The organism is Paenarthrobacter sp. TAF1 (genome assembly GCF_052113825.1).
Classification (GTDB): Bacteria; Actinomycetota; Actinomycetes; order Actinomycetales; family Micrococcaceae; genus Arthrobacter; species Arthrobacter nicotinovorans.
Genome location: NZ_JBFRDO010000003.1, coordinates 229103 through 247006, shown reverse-complemented (window position 1 = coordinate 247006; position 17904 = coordinate 229103). Strand labels below are relative to the sequence as shown.

The window sequence follows — 17904 nt, the reverse complement described above, 5'->3', positions numbered from 1 at the left end:
TACTCACTTCTCTGGGGTTTTGCTGAAGTCTGGGGAATCGTGGACGAACCGGAATCGGATACGGCCGCCGATGGGCACCTGCGCTGCGCGGTCGAGGTGCTCATCACGCACCACGCCGATCACGGGATAGCCACCGGTGATCGGATGGTCCGCCAGGAACAGGACCGGCAGTCCGGCAGGCGGGATCTGGAGCGCACCCGCCATGGTGCCCTCACTGGGAAGCTCGCCTTCGCGGGTCCGCTTCAACGGGGTGCCGTCCAGTCGCATGCCCACACGGTTGGACTGCGGGGTGACCAGCCAGTCCTGGCTCGTGAGGGAGTCGAGCGCAGCCTGGTCGAACCAATCGGCGCGCGGTCCGGGAACGACGTCCAGCACCGTGACGCCCTCGTCCGGGAACCCGGGTTGCAGCTCAGGGCTGCCCACCGCTGTTGATTCGGTGGCGTCACCGGCGGGAAGCTCCTGGCCGATGACCAGCGGGGCAGGCCCGATGCCGGACATCGTGTCTGCCGAACGGCTCCCAAGAACCTCGGGCACATCCACTCCGCCGCGGATTGCCACGTAGTTCCGGAATCCCGACTCGGGGGCGCCCAAGGTGAGGACTTCGCCGTCGAGCAGTGCGAAAGGTGCAGCCATGGGAACGGTCCGCTGGCCGCCGGGACTGACTTCGTCGCCGTCGTCGTCAAACCACGACGGCGACTGGACGGTCAGCGTTGTCGGCGCACCAGTGACGGCAAGGACTTGGTCTCCAACAGCTTCCACAGTCAGCCCGCCGTTGACGGACTCAATGGCCGCCGCAGAAGGGGCATTGCCCACCAGGCGGTTGGACCTGCGGAGGGAGGCCCGGTCCAGGGCACCGGCCGCGGAGACGCCGAGCGGGCCGAATCCGCGGCGGCCGAGGTCCTCTATGAGGCTCAGGGCACCTGGGTTGAGGATCCGCAGGCCCGGTCCCGTGTGGTGGTCTGAATCGGCGTCGGAATCATGGGCCGAGGCAGTGACAACCTCGCGGACGGCCCGGTATTGGACCCGGTCACCGGGCCTCACGAGTGCCGGTTGCGGACGGTTCAGGTCCCACATCCGTGCACCGGTCCGGCCGATCAGCTGCCAGCCGCCCGGGGAACGGCGGGGGTAGACGGCCGAGTACTGGCCACCGAGGGCGACGGAACCGGCCGGGACCGCTGTGCGCGGGGACGAACGTCGAGGCACGGTAAGGACCTCGTTTTCGCCCACCATGTACCCAAAACCCGGTGCGAAGCCCGCGAAGGCAACGGTCCAGACCTGACCTGTGTGGGCCGCAATGACGCCGTCGACGCTCAGGCCGGTCAACTCCGCGACGTCGGCGAGGTCGTCGCCGTCGTACACGGTGTCGATGACCACCAGCCCGGAGTCAGTAACCTCCGGAACGGTGAGTTCCAACTCGAGCAGCCGGGCGCCGATGGCGCGGGTAGCTGCGGCGGACTCACCCACCACCATCACTGTTTCAGCAGCGGCGAGAACGTCCACCTGTCCCGGGAGCGGGGACTTGTACAGCATGTCCTGGAGGGCAAGGACATCCTGCAGTCCGTCCAGTTCGGCCAGGACAGCACGGGTGCCAACCGGCCTGACGGAGAGTACCTTTTTTGCGGTGGTGGTGTGCATTGCGGTTTCCATGACTCGTTACACTGCCGGCTGGGACTGCGCCGCCTGCAACAAGCGCTCTTCCTCTTCAGGCTCCGGATCGCGACCCAGGAGCATGCCCACGATGGTGACAACGGATGCCACCAGAATGTAAACAGCAATCAGGTACCAGCCGTGATTCGCCGCACCGTAGAGCGCTGTGAAAATGATCGGTGCAACCGCTCCGCCGATCACGCCGGCCAGGGTGTATGCCAGCGAACTGCCCGCATAACGGAGCCTCGCCGGGAACTGTTCGGTGATGAAAGCCGCCTGCGGACCGTACATGAAGGCGTGCAATGCCAATCCGATGACCGTGCCGATGGTCAGCATGAGCACAGACCTGCCCTGGATCATCAGGAAGAACAGCGGGATGAACGCAGCGGTTGCGGCTGCAGCGATGCCGTAGACCCAACGACGGTTGAAGCGGTCAGTCAGTGAGCCGGCCAGAGGGATCAGGAAGAGCTGGAAAGCTGACCCGATCAGGATGGCGGACAGTACGTTGCCGGTGGTCATGCCCAGTTCCTTGGTGGCATAGACGGCCACGAAAACCGTGAACAGCGCGTAAAGGATGTCGGGGCAGACCCGGGAGAGGGCGGCTGCCACCAGGGCCTTGGGCTGTTGGGTGAAGACTTCCTTGATGGGGGCCTTCGGGCGGTCGCCTTGGGCCTGGATGGCTTTGAAGACCGGGGTTTCTTCGAGCTTGAGGCGGATGACCAGGCCAAACACCACGAGGAGTGCGGAGGCAAGGAAGGCTACGCGCCAACCCCAGGAGAGGAACGCTTCGTTGCTCAAGCTGGCGGCAAGAATGGCGAGGACGCCGTTGGCCATGAGGTTGCCTGCGGGCGGGCCGATCTGAGCTGCCGAGGACCAGAATCCGCGCTTATTGGGATCGCCGAATTCACTGGACAGCAGTACCGCGCCTCCCCACTCACCACCTACGCCGATGCCCTGGGCGAGCCGCAGGAGGACAAGGATGGTGGGAGCCGCAACACCGATCACGGAGTAATCGGGCAGCGCACCGATGAGGACCGTGGCCACGCCAATCAGGACCAAAGTGAAGACCAGGACGTACTTGCGCCCGACCTTGTCGCCGAGGCGGCCGAAGATGATGCCACCGATCGGGCGTGCAAGATAACCAACTGCGAACGCTGAGAAGGAGAGGAGCAGCGCAACGAATTCGTCGTTGCCCCGGAAGAAGATCTTTGGGAACACGAGGGCCGAGGCCACCGAGTAGATGGCGAAGTCGTAGTACTCCAGCGAGGTGCCGGTCAGGCTTGCGACGTAGGCCTTGAGTGCGCCGGGCGGTGGCTTCCTTGTCACTGCCTTTGCTGCGTTGTTGGTGCTGGTCATGATGCCCTCCGGGGGGATGAGGTGTGTGGTGCGGAGCCCAGGTTCAAACGGATGGGAGGAACGAGCCGACGGCTACGCCGGCCTCGCCCAGTACGGACTTCACCGCGGTAGCCATAGCAACGGCTCCCGGTGAGTCACCATGCACGCAGATGCTCTCTGCGCGGATCTTGAGGATGGAACCGTCGATTGCCTTTACCGACTGTTCGGTGGCCATACGCAGGACGTGTTCGGCCACTTCGGCTGGGTCATGCAGGACGGCACCCGGCTGGGAACGGGAAACGAGGGTTCCGTCCAGGTTGTAGGCGCGGTCCGCGAAGGCTTCGGAAACGCCCCGCAGGCCGGCTTCCTCAGCGATACGCAGGACTTCGGAGCCGGGAAGGCCAAGAATCGGGAGGTTGGGGTCCACCGATTTCACAGCTTCCACTACTGCCCGCGCCTGGGCTGTGTGCTTCACGATTGCGTTGTAGAGGCCACCATGGGGCTTGACGTATTCGACGCGCGCTCCCGTAGTGGCCGCCAGAGCCTGCAAGGCCCCGATCTGGTACACGACGTCGTCCGCCAACTCCTTGGGATCGATATCCATGAAGCGGCGGCCGAAACCCGCGAGGTCGCGGTAGCCGACATGGGCACCAATTACGACGCCGGCCTGGACCGCCTTCGCGCAGGTGCTGCGGATGACGCTGGGGTCGCCGGCGTGGAATCCGCATGCAACGTTGGCACTGGAAACGGACTGGAACATGGCAGCGTCGTCCCCGAGTGTCCAGCGCCCGAAGGACTCGCCGACGTCGCTGTTCAGATCGATGGTTGCCATGGTGTGATCCCTGCCTCGTGATGTGCGTTACATCCAGCATGCACCAATCTGCTGGATTGTTCAACAATCCAGCGATCCGAATTTTCGGCAATCGTGTAATTTTGGAGTCATGGCCAGTGCAGATCAGGAATCAAGCGAACATGCTGGCTTCGACGGCGCGCGCGCCAGGATGCGCCTCAGGGTGCCGTCCGTGGCTGAGCGGGTCGCAGAGGAACTGCGCTATCAACTGGCCGAAGGCTTCCTTGTTCCGGGCGCCAAACTCACTGAGGCCACCATCGCAGAAGATCTGGGAGTCTCCCGGAACACCGTGCGCGAAGCGTTTGCCGAACTCGCCGGCGAGAGACTGCTCATCCGGCAGCCAAACAGGGGCGTATATGTGGCCACCCTTGAAGCCGGTGACATCCACGATGTCTACACCGTGCGCCGTGCCATCGAGGTCAGTTCCATTCGCGCAGGCGGCTCACCGGAGCGCGTCGCCGCCGTCAGGGCCGCCGTCGAAGAGGGAAAGCTGGCTGCGGCCGCCAATGACAATGAAGGTCTGGGCAGCGCCAACCAGCATTTCCATGGAGCGATCGTTGCCCTCGCGGAAAGCAACCGGCTGAACACGATCATGGCCCAGATCCTGGCCGAGATGCGGCTCTATTTCCACAAGGCCACCATGAACGCACATTTCTACAGTGACTGGCTCGCGGAAAACGAGCAGATCTGCGCTGCACTGGAAGCCGGCGAACTGGAACGTGCGGGCGACCTGCTCCTGGCCTATCTCAACCGTTCGGAACAGCAGCAGGCTGCCATCCACGGCGAGTAGTCAGCGCTTGCCCTTCTTGCGCGAACCCTTGCCCCGGCCCTTGTCAGGATTGGGAGCGTAGCGCTGTGCGACGGCAGGCTTTTTGGGGCCCCCGCCACGACGATCAGGCTTGGGTGCTTTCTTGGGCTTTTCCTGTTGGGCGGATGGTTGACGCGAGCTCTGGGCCGTCCTGCCCCGCACGATTCCAATGAATTCCTCGATCACCGGCGAATCCGTTCCCACCGGCCACGCCAAGCCGATCTGTGTTCCGGGCGCACCCGTCAAACGCCGCATGACAGTGTCCTTGGCGTTCAAATGCCTGGCGACCGACATGGGCATGATCACCAGCCCGGCTCCGGAAGCAACCACCTGGAGGGCCATGTCCGGGCCACCCATTTCCCCTACGTCAAGGAAGTTCTCCTCCGCCAGGTCATCCAGCGCCACTTCCTCGAACACCGAGATTTCGTGGCCTTTGGGCGCCACGACCACCGGCTGCTCTTCATACAAAGGGATGACGTTCAGGCCTTCGCGGTCCACGGGCAACCTGACAAAGCTGAGGTCCGCGGAACCGTCACGCAGCACCGAAAGCTGCGCGTCGTCGTCGGACATGAACGCGTGCAGCGCGACATCCGGCATCCGTTCTTCCCACCGGCGGATCCACTTGCCGGGGGTAACGCCCGCCACGTAGGCGAAGCGAAGCCCGGGTTGGGACTCGGGGGTTTCGGCGGAATCTTCAGCATCTGGCACACACTCACAGTACCGGCCAGATACCCTTGAAGCATGACGTCCTCGAACTCCCAGTCCATGAAGCCGGCAACAGTCGCCAAGAAACTCGGCATCTACCTGCCCGCGACACCCCAGGAATTCCAGGATTCGTCCATCACCCGCGAGGAATTCGCCGAACTTCAGGCAAACCCGCCGGAGTGGCTCGCCGAACTCCGCCGCAACGGCCCGCACCCGCGTCCCGTCGTGGCACAGAAACTCAACGTCTCCATCAGCGGCCTGGCCCGCGGCGGCGTTGAAGATGCACTCACGACGGCGGAAATCACCGAGCTGCTGCAGGCTCCCCCGCAGTGGCTGGTCACCGAGCGTGCCACCCACGCCGCTGTCCGCTCCGAGGCACAGCGTGTGAAGGAAGAGGCTGCCAGGAAGGCCGCCACCAAGGAAGCCCGGGACAACGCCGCCGCAAAGCGCGACGCTCCCAAGACGTCCAAGCGCGACCACGCGTAAAGTTTTCTGAAAGGTGCGGCCGGGGACCGGTGGTCTCCGGCCGCAACTCTTTTAAGCGCTAGTCCTGGTGGAGCTGGACGAAGTTGCCGCAACCGTCGTCGAAAACTGCGCTGATTCCTGACGGATCCTCGGCCGGCTCGCCCTTGAAAGTCACGCCTGCAGCCAGCAGGCGTTGGTACTCGGCCTGGACATCCGGAACGCCCAGGACAACAGCGGGCATCCCGGCTTCGTAGACGGCGTTCATGTAGTTCGCGCCGATCGGGTTGTCGCTGGGTTCCAGCAGCAGCCCGGTTGCATTGTTGTCCGCTCCGGGATTCTTGATAATGAAGAGGTTGTACTCGGGCATGGCCATCAGGGTCTCAAACCCCAGCGTCTCCGTGTAGAACGTGTGAGCTGCTGCCGGGTCCTTGACGTGGATGCTGCACATTTTCAGTCTCATGGTGCCAAGGCTACGCCGGGGGTACGACAGTTGACCCCTCGCGTCCACTCACGCGCTGGCGCATACTGAATCAATAGCAGCGAAGTCGCCTGGAGGTGTCCGATGCCCGCCATGATGCTCCTGTGGGGCGTTGCCCTGGTTCTTGCAACTGCGGCAACCACGTACGTCTTGCATAAGAAACTCACGCATGGACGTGGCCGGGAGCCGGACGGGCTTTTTTGGGACGTGTTCGCCGGGCTCGTGGTCATAATGCCCGCTGTTTTGGTGCCGTCAGTGCAGTGGCCGCCAGCCGGGGTCATCATGGTTTTCGTGTGCTTTGCAACCGCTGCGACCACCTTCGCCGGCGCCCGCAAAGTGGAGCGCATCCACGCCGCCGAGCCCCGCCGTCGTGCCGGGTTTGCTGACGATGCCGCCCTCCATGCCCACATCCTTGCCCAGTGGCGCCGCTACGAACTGGACCCCGCGCAGGCCATCGATTTTCCGGCCATGACGGACGTTCGGACTACGGAAACGGCGGCACTCACCAGGGCCATGCGGGAAGCCGAGTACTGCCGGGTGACTGCCGGCACCGACTATCGCGCCGCCGTCGAGCGCCTGGCCGTGGCCCTTGCGGCAGCGGAGCGGGCAGCAGGTGTACCGACGTCCGCAATCCCTTCACCGAGGTGACACTTAGTGACAATCCCGGCGGGCAACATTGTCATTAGGAGCCAACTCGACGGGAGGAAACTAGAGGACCTTGCCCTTGAAGAACCCGGGCCGCAGCCGATACATCACCAGCATCACCACAACGCCCAGCAGGATCACACCCATCCCCAGCACAAACACCAGGCCTACCCCGCCTACGGACGAGCCCGAGCCATACGCGGGATCCATCGAGTCCATGGCCGTCTTCACGAACATCACCAGCAGGATCACCCCGCCCAGCAACGGTGCCAGGAACTTGAAGAAGAATGCACGGACACCGCTGAAGGCTGAAGCGCGGAAGAACCAAACACAGGCCAGAGCTGTAATGCCGTAATAGAAGCAGATCATCATGCCCAGGGCGGTGATGGTGTCCCACAGGGCATTCTCGGACACAGTCCGGGTGATCACGTAGAACGCGGCTGCCGCGATGGCCGCGGCGATGGTGGCAAAGCTCGGCGACTTGAACGTGGGGCTGATCCGCCCAAAGCGGGGCGAAATGGCGCGGTAGTGGCCCATGGCCAGCATGGTGCGGGCCGGTGAAACGAAGGTCGACTGCAAGGACGCGGCGGAACTGCTCAGGATGGCCAAGGACATGAGGATCGCGAACGGACCCATCACCGGACCCGCCAGAACCGCGAAGATGCTGGACTGGTTCTCCGGGTTGCCGGCGCCCAGGCCGGTCTCGCCGACGCCCGCGAAGGACAAGGTAGCCAGTGCGACGGTCATGTAGATGATCACGATGACCAGCACGGTGATGGTTGCCGCACGGCCGGGCGTCTTTTCCGGATTCTTCGTCTCCTCATTCATGGTCAGAGTGACGTCCCAGCCCCAGTAAATGAAGATCGAGAGCGAGACACCTGCAGCGAATGACGAGAACGAATCGACGGCGAACGGGTTGAACCAGTCAGGCGAAATGGCAGTGGCATCGAAGGCCGTGCCGTTGGCTACATGCACGAACGCCGAGACCGCGAACCATCCCAGGACCAGCAACTGGAAGGCCACCAGCACGTACTGGACGCCTTTGGTGGTTTCCATGCCGCGGTACGAAATCCAACAAGCCAGCGCAATGAAAACCAGTGTGGTGGCAATGTTCAGCGGCAGGATTTTGCTGAGCTCGCCCAGCTCCGGGTTGCTGAAGATCTGCCCGAGCATCAGGTAGAAGAAGTCCACGGCAACGGCCGCCAGATTGGACAGCACAATGATGGTCGCCGCGATCAGTCCCCAGCCGCCCATCCATCCGATCCACGGACCAAACGCCCGCGTCGCCCACGTGAAGGAGGTGCCGGCGTCGGGCATGGCGTTGTTCAGTTCGCGGTAGCCGAGCGCCACCAGCAGCATGGGGATGAAGCCCACAAGGAAGATGGCCGGCAAGTGCACGCCCACCTCGGACACGGTGGGCCCCAGGGCGGCGGTCAGCGTGTACGCGGGAGCGATGCAGGAAACGCCGATCACGACGGCGCCAATCAGGCCCACCGATCCGGCTTTCAGTCCCTTTTCACTCAGGGTTGATTCTTTCGACTGGACCGTCTTTGGTGCAGTAGACATGGGTATTGCCTCTCAGGCGATTGCTAGGAGCTTTGGCGCGTGTAATCGCGGGGAACCACGATCATGGGAACGGGAAGGGCGCGCAGGATCCGGTTGGCGGTGCTGCCAAGGAACGTGGCACGGTGCTGGGCGAGGCGGCTGGAGCCGATCAGCAGGATTTCGCCGTCTTCCCAGTCGAGGCGGTCCACGGCTTCTTCTATGGTCCGGCCCTGCGCCACGACGATTTCGGGCTCAGGCAGCGGTGCGTCCGGGGTTGAACTTCCAACGGCGGCAAGCCGGTCGGCGGCGTGCATCCAGGCGGCGTCTGCCAGCGTCAGCGAGTTACCGCCGTCGAGCGCCAACAGGGAAACGAGCCGAAGCGGCAGGTGCCGGTCGCGTGCGGACTCGACGGCGACGTCGAGCAGTTCGTCTGCGCCGGGACGCGTCCCGAAACCACAGCTGAGCCGGGTGATGGCATCTGTCCGCTGGTAGCCGTGGGGTGCCAGCGCCACCGGGACCGGCGACGAATGAAGCAGTGAACCCGCCACGGAACCAATGGTGAACCGCTTGAACAAGCCGCCGTTCGTGGCGCCGATGACCAGGGCCGCGGCGTCCATCTCGACAGCTGCGTCAATCAGCGCCTGGGCCTCGGAATCACCGCGGCGGATGTGTCCGTGCGCCGTGATGTCATCCGGGACCAAGGCGAGGCCCTCATCAAGCCAGCGCTGGGCTTGCTGGTTGAGGATGTCGTCGTAGCCGGCTTCGGGTGGGTACACGGCATTGAACGGGGAGTCCTCCGGGATCACCAGGACCAGGTCCAGGCTGACATCCTGGTTCCGGGCCAAGGCGACGGCAAGGTGGACGGCGTCGTGGCCCCTTGCGTTGGCGGTGTAACCAACTACGTAGCGCATGGTGGTCCCTTTCAGTTCTTAAACAGTGCAGCCGGCAGGCCGGGAAATGGTGCTCCCCCGGCCTGCCGGTGTGGTTTCACAGCGATCAGACAGTCACTGATGCCAGTTTGTTGGCTTCGACGATCCGCGCGGCGGTTGCCTGGCCCATGCGGACTGCGCCGTCAACGTGCTGGTAGCCTTCGGCGGCGAGGTCGGACGAGGACCAGAAGATCGGGCCGACGTTCGCGTGCTGGTCCTTGCCGTAGCGGTGCAGGCCTCCGAGGTCGTAGCTGGAAGCGTACGCGCCACGGGTCCACTCTTCGGAGCCCCAGTCGGACTCGTAGTAAACCTCGGGGGTGAGGGCCTTGTCGCCCAGGAATCCGGCGATGGACTCCAGGATGGCCTTCTTGCGGTCTTCGGCGCTGAGCTCGAACACGGCGTCGGCCTTCTCGTCGGACACAAAGCCAACCAGGGTTCCGCGGGTGTCGCCGTAGTTGGTGTTGTCGTAGACCTCCTGCACCAGCGCACCGGCGCTGAAGCCCGTGCCGGACAGTCCGTCTTCACGCCAGAACGGCGTGTCGTACACAGCGTGGACCTTGATGACCAGGCCCAACGACTGGTGCTGGTGCATCTGGTGCTGGCGGCGCGGGAGCGGCGGGTCGAAGGAAACGCGTGAGTACAGGTTCGGCGGAACGGCCATGATCACGTAACGGGCGTTGACGGTGGCCTGCTCGGAAACAACGGTCACGCCGTTGTCGTCCCACTTGATGGTGCGCACCGGGCTGTTAAGGACGACATCGGCACCCAGTTCTGCTGCCTGGAGCAGTGAAACCTGCTGCATGCCGCCGATGACGCGCTTGTCCAGGATGAAGTCTTCGTCCGTGAGGTGCGTGAACGAACCGGCAGAGGCGGCCATCAGGACTGCCTGCAATGCCGAGAAGGCGTGCGCGGGCTTGGTGAGCATGCCGCCGGCGATGAAGAGGCCGATGTTGTTGCAGGCTTCTTCGTCTGTGGAGTTCCGGCGGAGCCAGTGGTGGAAGGAGATGGTGTCCAGCTCGCGTGCCTTGGGGTGTGCCCAGGGCTCGGTGGGGCCGATCTCTGCTGCGAGTTCGTCCAGGATGGCGACGAGCTTGTCCATCTCGGCCTTGGTGGTTTCGTTGACCGGGAAGGTGTCACCGGTGTACTGCGTGCGCTTGCCGTCTGCGCCGATGTAGACGGATTCGCCATCGCGGTAGCGTGGGTACATTTTCAGGCCGAGCTCGTCCAGCAGGTCCATGAGGGCCGTCTGGTCCGGCGAAACCCACTGGCCGCCGATCTCCAGCATGGCGCCGTCGATGGTGTCGGTCCAGGTGCGGCCGCCCACGCGGTCGCGTGCTTCGAGCACTGCGACGCTGAGCCCGGCCTTCTTCAGTTCACGTGCCGCCGTCAGCCCTGACGGCCCGGCACCGACGATCACAACGTCGCGATCAAGATTCTGCATGATGTCCTCTCCGTGGCCGTCCGTTGGTGGCTGACCAATAAATGAATGGCATTCATTTATCTCCATAGTAGCGGCTGAGTGCGCGGCTGTGAAGAGCCGATGGAATAATGCTGGGGACACAGGCAGCAGAAAGGCTCCCGATGCCCGAACCCACCCCAGCCCCATCCGCCACTTCCCGGCGCCGCGCCGGCCGACCAACGGCGGCGGTTCTGGACCAGGACGGCATCACGACGGCGGCGCTCAAGCTGATCAGCAGCAAGGGTTACGACGGACTCACCATGGCAGCGTTGGCCCGCACACTGGGAGTAGCCCCCTCTGCCTTGTACAACCACGTGTCCTCCAAGGACGACGTGCTCGTCCTGCTCGAGGACCACTTGGCCGCGATGGTTGATGTGTCGGCGTTCGGGATTGAGCCCTGGGAAGAGGCCGTTCGCAAGTGGGCATGGTCCTACAGGGATGTGTTCTCCGAGCACACGCCGCTTATTCCGATCATCGCCGTCCTGCCTGTCGCCAATGCTCCCAAGACCCTGGCCATGTACGAGGCCGTGACGGCCGGCTTCCGCGACGCAGGCTTCCCGGAGGAGAAAATCATCTCCGCGATTGTGGCTATCGAGGCCTTTGTCTTCGGGGCCGCTTACGACGTCACCGCACCTGAGGACATCTTCGACGCCGGTACCCTCGCCGACCAGGTCCCCAACTTCACTGCCGCCGTGGACCGGCTGGCCTTGGAACAGCATGAGCGGCCCACTGACATTGCCTTCAGCTTGGGCTTGGAGGCTTTGATTACGGGCTTTGGGGCTCTGCGGGGGTAAGGCAGCGTGGCACCACAGCATCGAACCCTCCCGATGCCAATCCGAGCACGCGCAGGGGCGAGACTGGCCCCGGGCAAAATCCTATAAGGTGGCCTAGTGTTGCTTGACCGTGCGGGGATAGCAATGTGAACTTGAGGACAGTGATCTTGTCGAACTTGCCCCCGAGGTCCACGGCACCGCTTGCGCGACGAGGTCCGCCTGCCCGGAACCCACTTGAGGCTGCTGTCGCCCATGGATGAGATATACGCCAAGGAGGCCCCGACGATGCCGCGTCGCAACATGAGTGCTTCGGTGCGTCAGCAGGAGATAAACGCCCGACTGACCACCCTGATCAACCAGTCCGATGCCGTACTCGTCGCCCGGGTCACCGACGTGCTTGTCGGTTTCAACCTCACACCGACGCAGTATGCGGCTCTCCTCATGCTTGAATGCAATCCCGGATCCTCAAGTGCTCAGCTGGCCCGCCTGGTCAATGTGACGCCACAGTCGATGGGGGTGATCATGACCAAGCTCGAAGGACGTGCGCTGGTCACACGGGAGCCGGCCGAGATTCATTCGCGAGCGCTGGCCACCACATTGACCCTCAAAGGCCATCGGGTCATGGAAGCGGCCGACGAGGCGGTTCGAAAGGTTGAGCTGGAGTTGCGCGACGCTTTTACCGAATCCGAGGTTGAGCAGCTTCGCGAGTTGCTGCGGCGAGCTCGCCAAGCCCTCGCATCTTAGGCATCAACGAGTTCTCAGCCTCGCTTTAGGGCGTTTTCCCCAAGACGGCAGTCTTCTCTCGAATCATCCTTGCGCTCTCCGTCGAAGTTCTATATAAGTTAACTTATATGAATAAACTGACTTATATAGGAGGAATCAATGGGGGAGAACCCTGCAACGCACCCCACGCCTCGCGTTGAGGACGGCCATGGAGGCTCTTGGGCCATCCAGCCGCTGGAGGGGCTTGCCATTGCTTTGAGCAACAGCGAGCGCGATCACCTGGCGGAAGTAGCACGGGAAATCGCCCACCGTCACTCGAGTCGGCCGTCTGGCTATCACCTCGACGACTCGGCACTCATGGTTGATTGCAGTATTGCCATGTACCGCGAGGCGCCAGTCAGGCTCGTCAGGACTCTTCTCGAATTCCGTCATCATGGCAACGCGGAGGGTGCGCTCCTGCTGCGCAACGTGCCCATTGACGCAGAACTGCCCATCACGCCACGCACCGGCAATTACGACGGGAGCTGGCGGGTCGTGGAGATCGCCAGCATCATCCAGCTGATGGTGATGAACGTGCTCGGCGACGTCATCTCATATGCCGACGAGAAGCAAGGCCGGATTATCCAGGACGTCGTTCCCGTCCAAGGCTCTGAGCACCGGCAGGAGAACTCCGGCACCTGCCTCCTTGAGTTACACACCGAGGACGGCTTCCATCCGGCCCGCCCCCGTTTCATCAGTTTGCTCGGACTGCGCGCCGACCATGAACGACAGGCATGGACGCTCGCAAGCGGTATCCGCAGCGCTCTGGCCGGGCTGGACGGCGGAAGCCGGACAACTCTTGCACGGCCAATCTTCCGCATTCGAATTGCCAGTTCATTCGTTGGCGATGACAACGTCTTTTCCGCCCCGATGGCGGTGCTCCAAGGATCGCCCTCAGATCCGGAGCTCTGCGTCGACTTCCACGCCATGTCCTCTCTGTATCCGGAGGGAGAGCGCGCGCTTGCCAACCTGAGGCAGGCACTCCTGTCCAACCTGCATGGCCACGTCCTTGAGGGAGGAGACATGGTGGTCGTTGACAATGACAAAGCCGTGCATGGGCGCACCAACTTCAGTGCCCGTGCTGACGACGCGGACAGATGGTTACGGCGTTGCTTTGCGGTGCCGGACCTGCGGCGCTCGATCGCCTCGCGGGTCCCGCAGTCGCGGGTACACGTGCCGATTCACTCTGCAGACCATCCTTTTGCCCGAAGTCAGGTGTCTGAGTGGCTCGATCCCGCAGCCATCACCAAAGGAACCGTTGCTAGATGACTACGAAATCCACCACAATTCCGGCCTCGGGCATCACGAGTGGACGACAAGTCCGGCCCGGCTTGTTGCTCCTGGTAACCGGTGTCTGCTTCCTGATGGTGATGATGGACAACACCATCCTCAATGTCGCTCTTCGCGACATCCAGAACGACCTCTCCGCGACGACGTCCCAACTGCAATGGGCAGTGGACTCCTACATCCTTGTCTACGCCGCTCTCATGTTCACCGCAGGCGTGCTAGCCGACCGTTACGGACGGCGGCGCGTGCTGGCCTTGGGCCTCCTAGTGTTCGCAGTTGCATCGGCATTTTCGGCCTGGGCGGTCACCCCCGAACAGCTGATCCTCTGGCGTGCGGTGATGGGAGTCGGCGGGGCCGTTGTACCTCCGGCCACACTGGCCATCATTAAGGACGGCATCCCGGAAAAGGACCAGGGCAAGGCGATGGGTGTCTGGGCCGCGCTCGGCGGTATCTCGGTCGCGTTAGGCCCGATCATCGGTGGTACCCTCCTCGAAGGCTTCTGGTGGGGGTCGGTATTCCTGATAAACCTTCCCGTGGCCGCCGTCTGCCTCGTTCTGCTGTTCGTTGCGTTGCCGGAATCCCGTAGCAGCGTCAAACCGGCCCTCGATGTCCCGGGCCTGATACTGTCCGCTGCCGCCATCTCTGCGCTTGTGTACGGCGTCATCGAGGCGGGCGCGACTTCTGACTGGCTAGCGCCCCGTACTGGTGGGCTAATCCTCCTGGGGCTGGTGCTTTCAGCGGTGCTGGTCGCTGTCGAACGGCGCAAAACGTCCCCAGCCTTGGACATAACGTTGTTCCGGAGCCCGGCATTCGCCGGCGGGACGCTCTCGATCTCGTTAGCCTTTTTCGCGCTCACAGGAGGGACTTTCCTGCTGGTCTTTTTCGCCCAGCTGGTACTCGGCCATTCCCCTCTGGAGCTTGGCCTGATCCTGCTGCCGGTCGCGTTCGGTTCCATCATCTCGGCGATCAACAGCGCGGCAATGGTGCGCATTGCCGGCTTCAAGGCATCCATCACCGGCGGCCTGCTGCTCCTGACTACAGCGCTGGGCAGCTTCGTCGTCATCGACGCGGACTCTTCGTTGATCCTCTTGGAGGCAGGATTGCTGGTCGCCGGACTTGGCATGGGCTTGGTCATGGGGGCCACCACCACACTGGCCATGTCAGCGGTCGAGGTCGCGAAAGCCGGCGTCGGAGGTGCGGTCAACAACACCCTGCGTCAGGTCGGAGCGGCCCTGGGCGTCGCCGTGATGGGTTCGGTCCTGTCCATGACCTATCAGAACCGGCTTGGCGGCTCGTTGGACTGGCTCCCCGCGGATCTGCGCGAGCGCGCCCAAGGCTCTCTGGGGTCCACCTCATACGTCTTGAACCAAGTGGCAACATCCGAGCCCAAACAGCTCCCAGCTATCGAGGCTGCCCTCGCGAATGCCCAAGCTGCCTTTGTGGACTCCATGCACCTCACGTTCTGGATCTGCATCGGAATCCTCCTCATCGGCGCACTCGCTGCTGCAATCTGGATTCCCACCAGGATCCAGGGCACCGCCGAGGAAGCTCCAGCATGAGGGCCACTGTCACCGGACGAGCCGATCCTCATACCGAGTTGCCTGAAATCGATAACCCGGCCGCTGCGCGCGCACTTGACCCGGATGAGTTCTACAAGGTATTGACCTCCCGGAATACCGGCATCGTTAGCGAGGCCGACCAGCAGTCAGTGGTCCAAGCCCGGATTCTCATTGCTGGTTGCGGCTCCATTGGCGGGGCCGCCGTCGAACCCCTAATCCGGTTCGGCTTCCAAAGACTGGTCCTAGCCGACCCCGGCATGTATGAACTCAACAATCTCAACCGCCAGAACGCCACCGTCGGGGACCTCGGGCGCAACAAGGCGGCCGTCGCGGCCGAGCGCGCTCGGGCGATCAATCCACACGCTGACATACAAATCATCGAGGAAGGTGTGCAGGAGGGCACCGTTGACGAGTTGCTCCATGACGTCGCCCTGATTATCGACGGCGTCGACATCACCACACGTGGTGGGTTGGCCGCCAAAGGGTTGCTGCACGAGCGTGCCCGGGCGGCGCGACTCCCGCTCTTCACCGGATGGGACATGTCAGGGGCACAGTATGTGAGGGTCTACGATTACCGGCGTGGCCTCCGGATCTTCGACGGCCAGGTCACTCGTGAGCAGATGGAAACACTTCCGATGTGGAACCTGCTGGCCCGGCTGGTGCCCGCGCGCCGAGTGCCACGGGACCTGATCCGGCTTGTCCACGCCAGTGGCGGGCAGGAAGGCTTTGCATTCCCGCAGCTGGTGCATGCCGCCGATCAGTTCGGTGCCCTCGCCACAGGCCTTGCCTTCCGAATCGTGACCGGACAGCCGGTTGCCCACCACATCGCCGTCAACATCCACGCCGTAGCTTCGCCCTGGCGGCAACGTCTCGTCGAATCCGTGATGCAACCAGTGGCCGCCGGCCGACTGCTCGCCTCACTCATCTCTCACGCACGGCCCCGCTGACTTCCGCATCATTTTCATTTTTCATCAACCGACAAGGAGTTCCACCATGCCTATTTACGCTGACTCCGAGACCGCCTACGCCGTTTTCGGCGAACTCTTCCGCATCCTGAGCGAAGACAACACCTTCACTGACGGGCTTCGCGAGAACAACTTGAGCGTCCGTCTCCTGCACACCAGCCCTGACGCTGTCATCCATGTATCCCCCGAAGGAGTTCTGCGCGGCGACGAGGCCCCGGACACCGCCGCCATCAGCATCAAAATGAGCTGCGACACCGCTCACAAGCTCTGGAACGGATCACTCCTGATGCCAGCCGCACTGGCCATGGGCAAAGTACGGATCAAGGGCAAGGTCGCCAAAGTACTTGAGCTCGTCCCGATCCTGCAGCCTGCTTTCGACTGTTACCCCCAGATCGCTGCCGCGCATGGCATCGCGGACGTTGCGAGACAGCCCCTGGTTCCCGAAGATAAGGACGAATCATGACTGCAGCTCTTGAGACCGAGTTGAACTTCGACCTGCTTCCCGCCTCCGTGATCGCGTTCCGCGACCTCGCCCGCGAGTTTGCTCAGGACATTGTCGCCCCCAAAGCGATCGAGCTTGACCAACAAGACGCTGACGCTTTTGACTGGGACGTCATCGCGGCGGGCCATGACATCGGCCTGACCCGGGCATTGTTACCGATTGAAATCGGCGGCCTCGGCGTGGGCGTCCTCGGCGTAGCCGTGGCCATGGAAGAACTGGCGGCGGCCTGTCCGGGCATAGCCCTCGCCTTCGGCGCAACCATGCTCGGACAAACGCCGGTTCTGCTCTCCGGCGATTTAAAGCTCCAAGACCAGTTCCTCACGCAGTTCACGGGTGAGAAAGCGGTCCTCGCCTGCAACGCTGTTGCCGAGGAAGACGCAGGCACGGACTTGGTGATCCCACAGCACTTCGCCGACGCCCGCATGCGGACCACACTGAGACGCGAGGGCGACCAATATGTCCTGAACGGACACAAGCGCTTCATCACGAACGGTGCTGTCGCGTCCTTCGCCACGGTCTATGCCAACCTGGAGGACTACCCAGGAGCCACCGGACTGACCTGCATCGTCGTACCGTTGGATGCCGATGGGGTCCGGCGTGGAGTGGTCTTGGACAAAATGGGCTATCGGGCATGTCTGGGCAGCGAAATTTGGTTCGACGACGTGCGCCTGCCAGCAGGCAACCTCATCGGCGGAGAGGCCCAGGGTTCGGCGATCAATATCGCACAGGGCAACATGGCCCGCACCACGGTTGCGGCAGTTTCCACCGGCATCGCCCGGCACGCGTTCGAGCTGGCCCGAGACTGGTGCGGTGAGCGGCTCCGGGGAGGCAAGCTGCTCAAGGACCACCAGATGACCGCGCGCCGGTTGGCGGATATGAAGATCGACGTCGAGGCAGCCCGGCTGATGTACCTCAGGTCCGCTGTAAAGGTCGATTCGCAACTGCCCGCGCCGGAAGTGGAGCCGGCCATGGCTAAGCTGTTTGCTGACCGGGTGGCTATCGACACTGCCAATACCGCCGTCGCGCTCATGGGGTCACGCGGCTACATGAAAGAGTACGGCCTCGAAAAAGTGCTGCGAGATGCGTTCGGTACCCGCATCTTTGAGGGCACACCGGAGGCACTCGCCCTCGGGATCACGGACTGCCTCTACCGGGACGACGATGATGACTTCTGAACCAGCCACAAATGA

At 63.1% G+C, this 17904-nt stretch carries 18 protein-coding genes; 10 read left to right on the top strand and 8 right to left on the bottom strand.

Annotated elements, in window-relative coordinates:
* Positions 1–3 precede the first annotated feature (3 nt).
* From AB4Y81_RS05710 to AB4Y81_RS05700, 3 genes are read right to left on the bottom strand one after another with little or no spacing between them, the layout of a single operon-like run.
* Positions 4–1647, bottom strand: coding sequence for a 5-oxoprolinase/urea amidolyase family protein (locus AB4Y81_RS05710; RefSeq protein ID WP_441995494.1), 1644 nt, complete (start codon positions 1645–1647; stop codon positions 4–6).
* 6 nt (positions 1648–1653) lie between these two features.
* The gene (locus tag AB4Y81_RS05705) at positions 1654–3003 is read right to left on the bottom strand and encodes an MFS transporter (protein ID WP_441995493.1); all 1350 of its coding nucleotides are present in this window, start codon (positions 3001–3003) and stop codon (positions 1654–1656) included.
* 43 nt (positions 3004–3046) lie between these two features.
* A complete protein-coding gene (locus AB4Y81_RS05700; protein ID WP_441995492.1) occupies positions 3047–3814 on the bottom strand; it encodes a LamB/YcsF family protein in 768 nt (255 codons plus the stop codon).
* 109 nt (positions 3815–3923) lie between these two features.
* Between AB4Y81_RS05700 and AB4Y81_RS05695 the strand changes: the two genes are divergently transcribed.
* Entirely contained in the window at positions 3924–4622 is a 699-nt protein-coding gene (locus AB4Y81_RS05695) for a GntR family transcriptional regulator (protein WP_018778438.1), read from the top strand.
* Here AB4Y81_RS05695 and AB4Y81_RS05690 read toward each other — a convergent pair whose 3' ends face one another.
* Complete coding sequence (locus AB4Y81_RS05690; protein WP_441995491.1) at positions 4623–5348, bottom strand: LysR family transcriptional regulator substrate-binding protein; 726 nt, start codon at positions 5346–5348, stop codon at positions 4623–4625. It lies immediately after the preceding gene.
* 33 nt (positions 5349–5381) lie between these two features.
* On the opposite strand from AB4Y81_RS05690, the gene AB4Y81_RS05685 reads away from it, so the two are divergent.
* A complete protein-coding gene (locus tag AB4Y81_RS05685; RefSeq protein ID WP_018778440.1) occupies positions 5382–5831 on the top strand; it encodes a DUF5997 family protein in 450 nt (149 codons plus the stop codon).
* A gap of 58 nt (positions 5832–5889) precedes the next feature.
* On the opposite strand, the gene AB4Y81_RS05680 is transcribed toward AB4Y81_RS05685, so the two are convergent.
* On the bottom strand, positions 5890–6270 hold the full coding sequence (locus tag AB4Y81_RS05680; RefSeq protein ID WP_079582030.1) for a VOC family protein: 381 nt from the start codon (positions 6268–6270) through the stop codon (positions 5890–5892).
* A gap of 102 nt (positions 6271–6372) precedes the next feature.
* Here AB4Y81_RS05680 and AB4Y81_RS05675 point away from each other — a divergent pair, with 102 nt between their 5' ends.
* Positions 6373–6936 carry a hypothetical protein gene (locus AB4Y81_RS05675; RefSeq protein WP_441995490.1) on the top strand — a complete coding sequence of 188 codons (564 nt, stop codon included), beginning with the start codon at positions 6373–6375 and terminating at the stop codon, positions 6934–6936.
* Between the two features lie 60 nt (positions 6937–6996).
* Here the strand turns inward: AB4Y81_RS05675 and AB4Y81_RS05670 are convergent, their stop codons facing one another.
* The 3 genes from AB4Y81_RS05670 to AB4Y81_RS05660 all read right to left on the bottom strand — a co-directional run bounded on the left by AB4Y81_RS05670 (position 6997) and on the right by AB4Y81_RS05660 (position 10848).
* Entirely contained in the window at positions 6997–8499 is a 1503-nt protein-coding gene (locus AB4Y81_RS05670; RefSeq protein WP_018778443.1) for an APC family permease, read from the bottom strand.
* 23 nt (positions 8500–8522) lie between these two features.
* Entirely contained in the window at positions 8523–9389 is an 867-nt protein-coding gene (locus tag AB4Y81_RS05665) for a universal stress protein (protein ID WP_039239024.1), read from the bottom strand.
* An 85-nt stretch (positions 9390–9474) separates the two neighbouring features.
* On the bottom strand, positions 9475–10848 hold the full coding sequence (locus AB4Y81_RS05660; protein WP_441995489.1) for a flavin monoamine oxidase family protein: 1374 nt from the start codon (positions 10846–10848) through the stop codon (positions 9475–9477).
* 107 nt (positions 10849–10955) lie between these two features.
* Here AB4Y81_RS05660 and AB4Y81_RS05655 point away from each other — a divergent pair, with 107 nt between their 5' ends.
* From AB4Y81_RS05655 to AB4Y81_RS05625, 7 genes are all read left to right on the top strand, one after another.
* Complete coding sequence (locus AB4Y81_RS05655) at positions 10956–11660, top strand: TetR/AcrR family transcriptional regulator (RefSeq protein ID WP_189076478.1); 705 nt, start codon at positions 10956–10958, stop codon at positions 11658–11660.
* 231 nt (positions 11661–11891) lie between these two features.
* Positions 11892–12383, top strand: a complete 492-nt coding sequence (locus tag AB4Y81_RS05650) for a MarR family winged helix-turn-helix transcriptional regulator (RefSeq protein WP_189076477.1) — start codon at positions 11892–11894, stop codon at positions 12381–12383.
* A gap of 138 nt (positions 12384–12521) precedes the next feature.
* The gene (locus AB4Y81_RS05645; protein ID WP_189076476.1) at positions 12522–13670 is read left to right on the top strand and encodes a TauD/TfdA family dioxygenase; all 1149 of its coding nucleotides are present in this window, start codon (positions 12522–12524) and stop codon (positions 13668–13670) included.
* The gene (locus AB4Y81_RS05640; protein ID WP_441995488.1) at positions 13667–15247 is read left to right on the top strand and encodes an MFS transporter; all 1581 of its coding nucleotides are present in this window, start codon (positions 13667–13669) and stop codon (positions 15245–15247) included. The genes AB4Y81_RS05645 and AB4Y81_RS05640 overlap by 4 nt, the downstream gene beginning before the upstream one ends.
* Positions 15244–16194, top strand: coding sequence for a ThiF family adenylyltransferase (locus AB4Y81_RS05635; protein ID WP_189076474.1), 951 nt, complete (start codon positions 15244–15246; stop codon positions 16192–16194). The genes AB4Y81_RS05640 and AB4Y81_RS05635 overlap by 4 nt, the downstream gene beginning before the upstream one ends.
* Positions 16195–16240: 46 nt before the next feature.
* Positions 16241–16675 (top strand): hypothetical protein, encoded by a 435-nt coding sequence (locus AB4Y81_RS05630; RefSeq protein WP_189076473.1) that lies wholly within the window; start codon positions 16241–16243, stop codon positions 16673–16675.
* Positions 16672–17889 carry an acyl-CoA dehydrogenase family protein gene (locus tag AB4Y81_RS05625; protein WP_441995487.1) on the top strand — a complete coding sequence of 406 codons (1218 nt, stop codon included), beginning with the start codon at positions 16672–16674 and terminating at the stop codon, positions 17887–17889. The genes AB4Y81_RS05630 and AB4Y81_RS05625 overlap by 4 nt, the downstream gene beginning before the upstream one ends.
* Positions 17890–17904 lie beyond the last annotated feature (15 nt).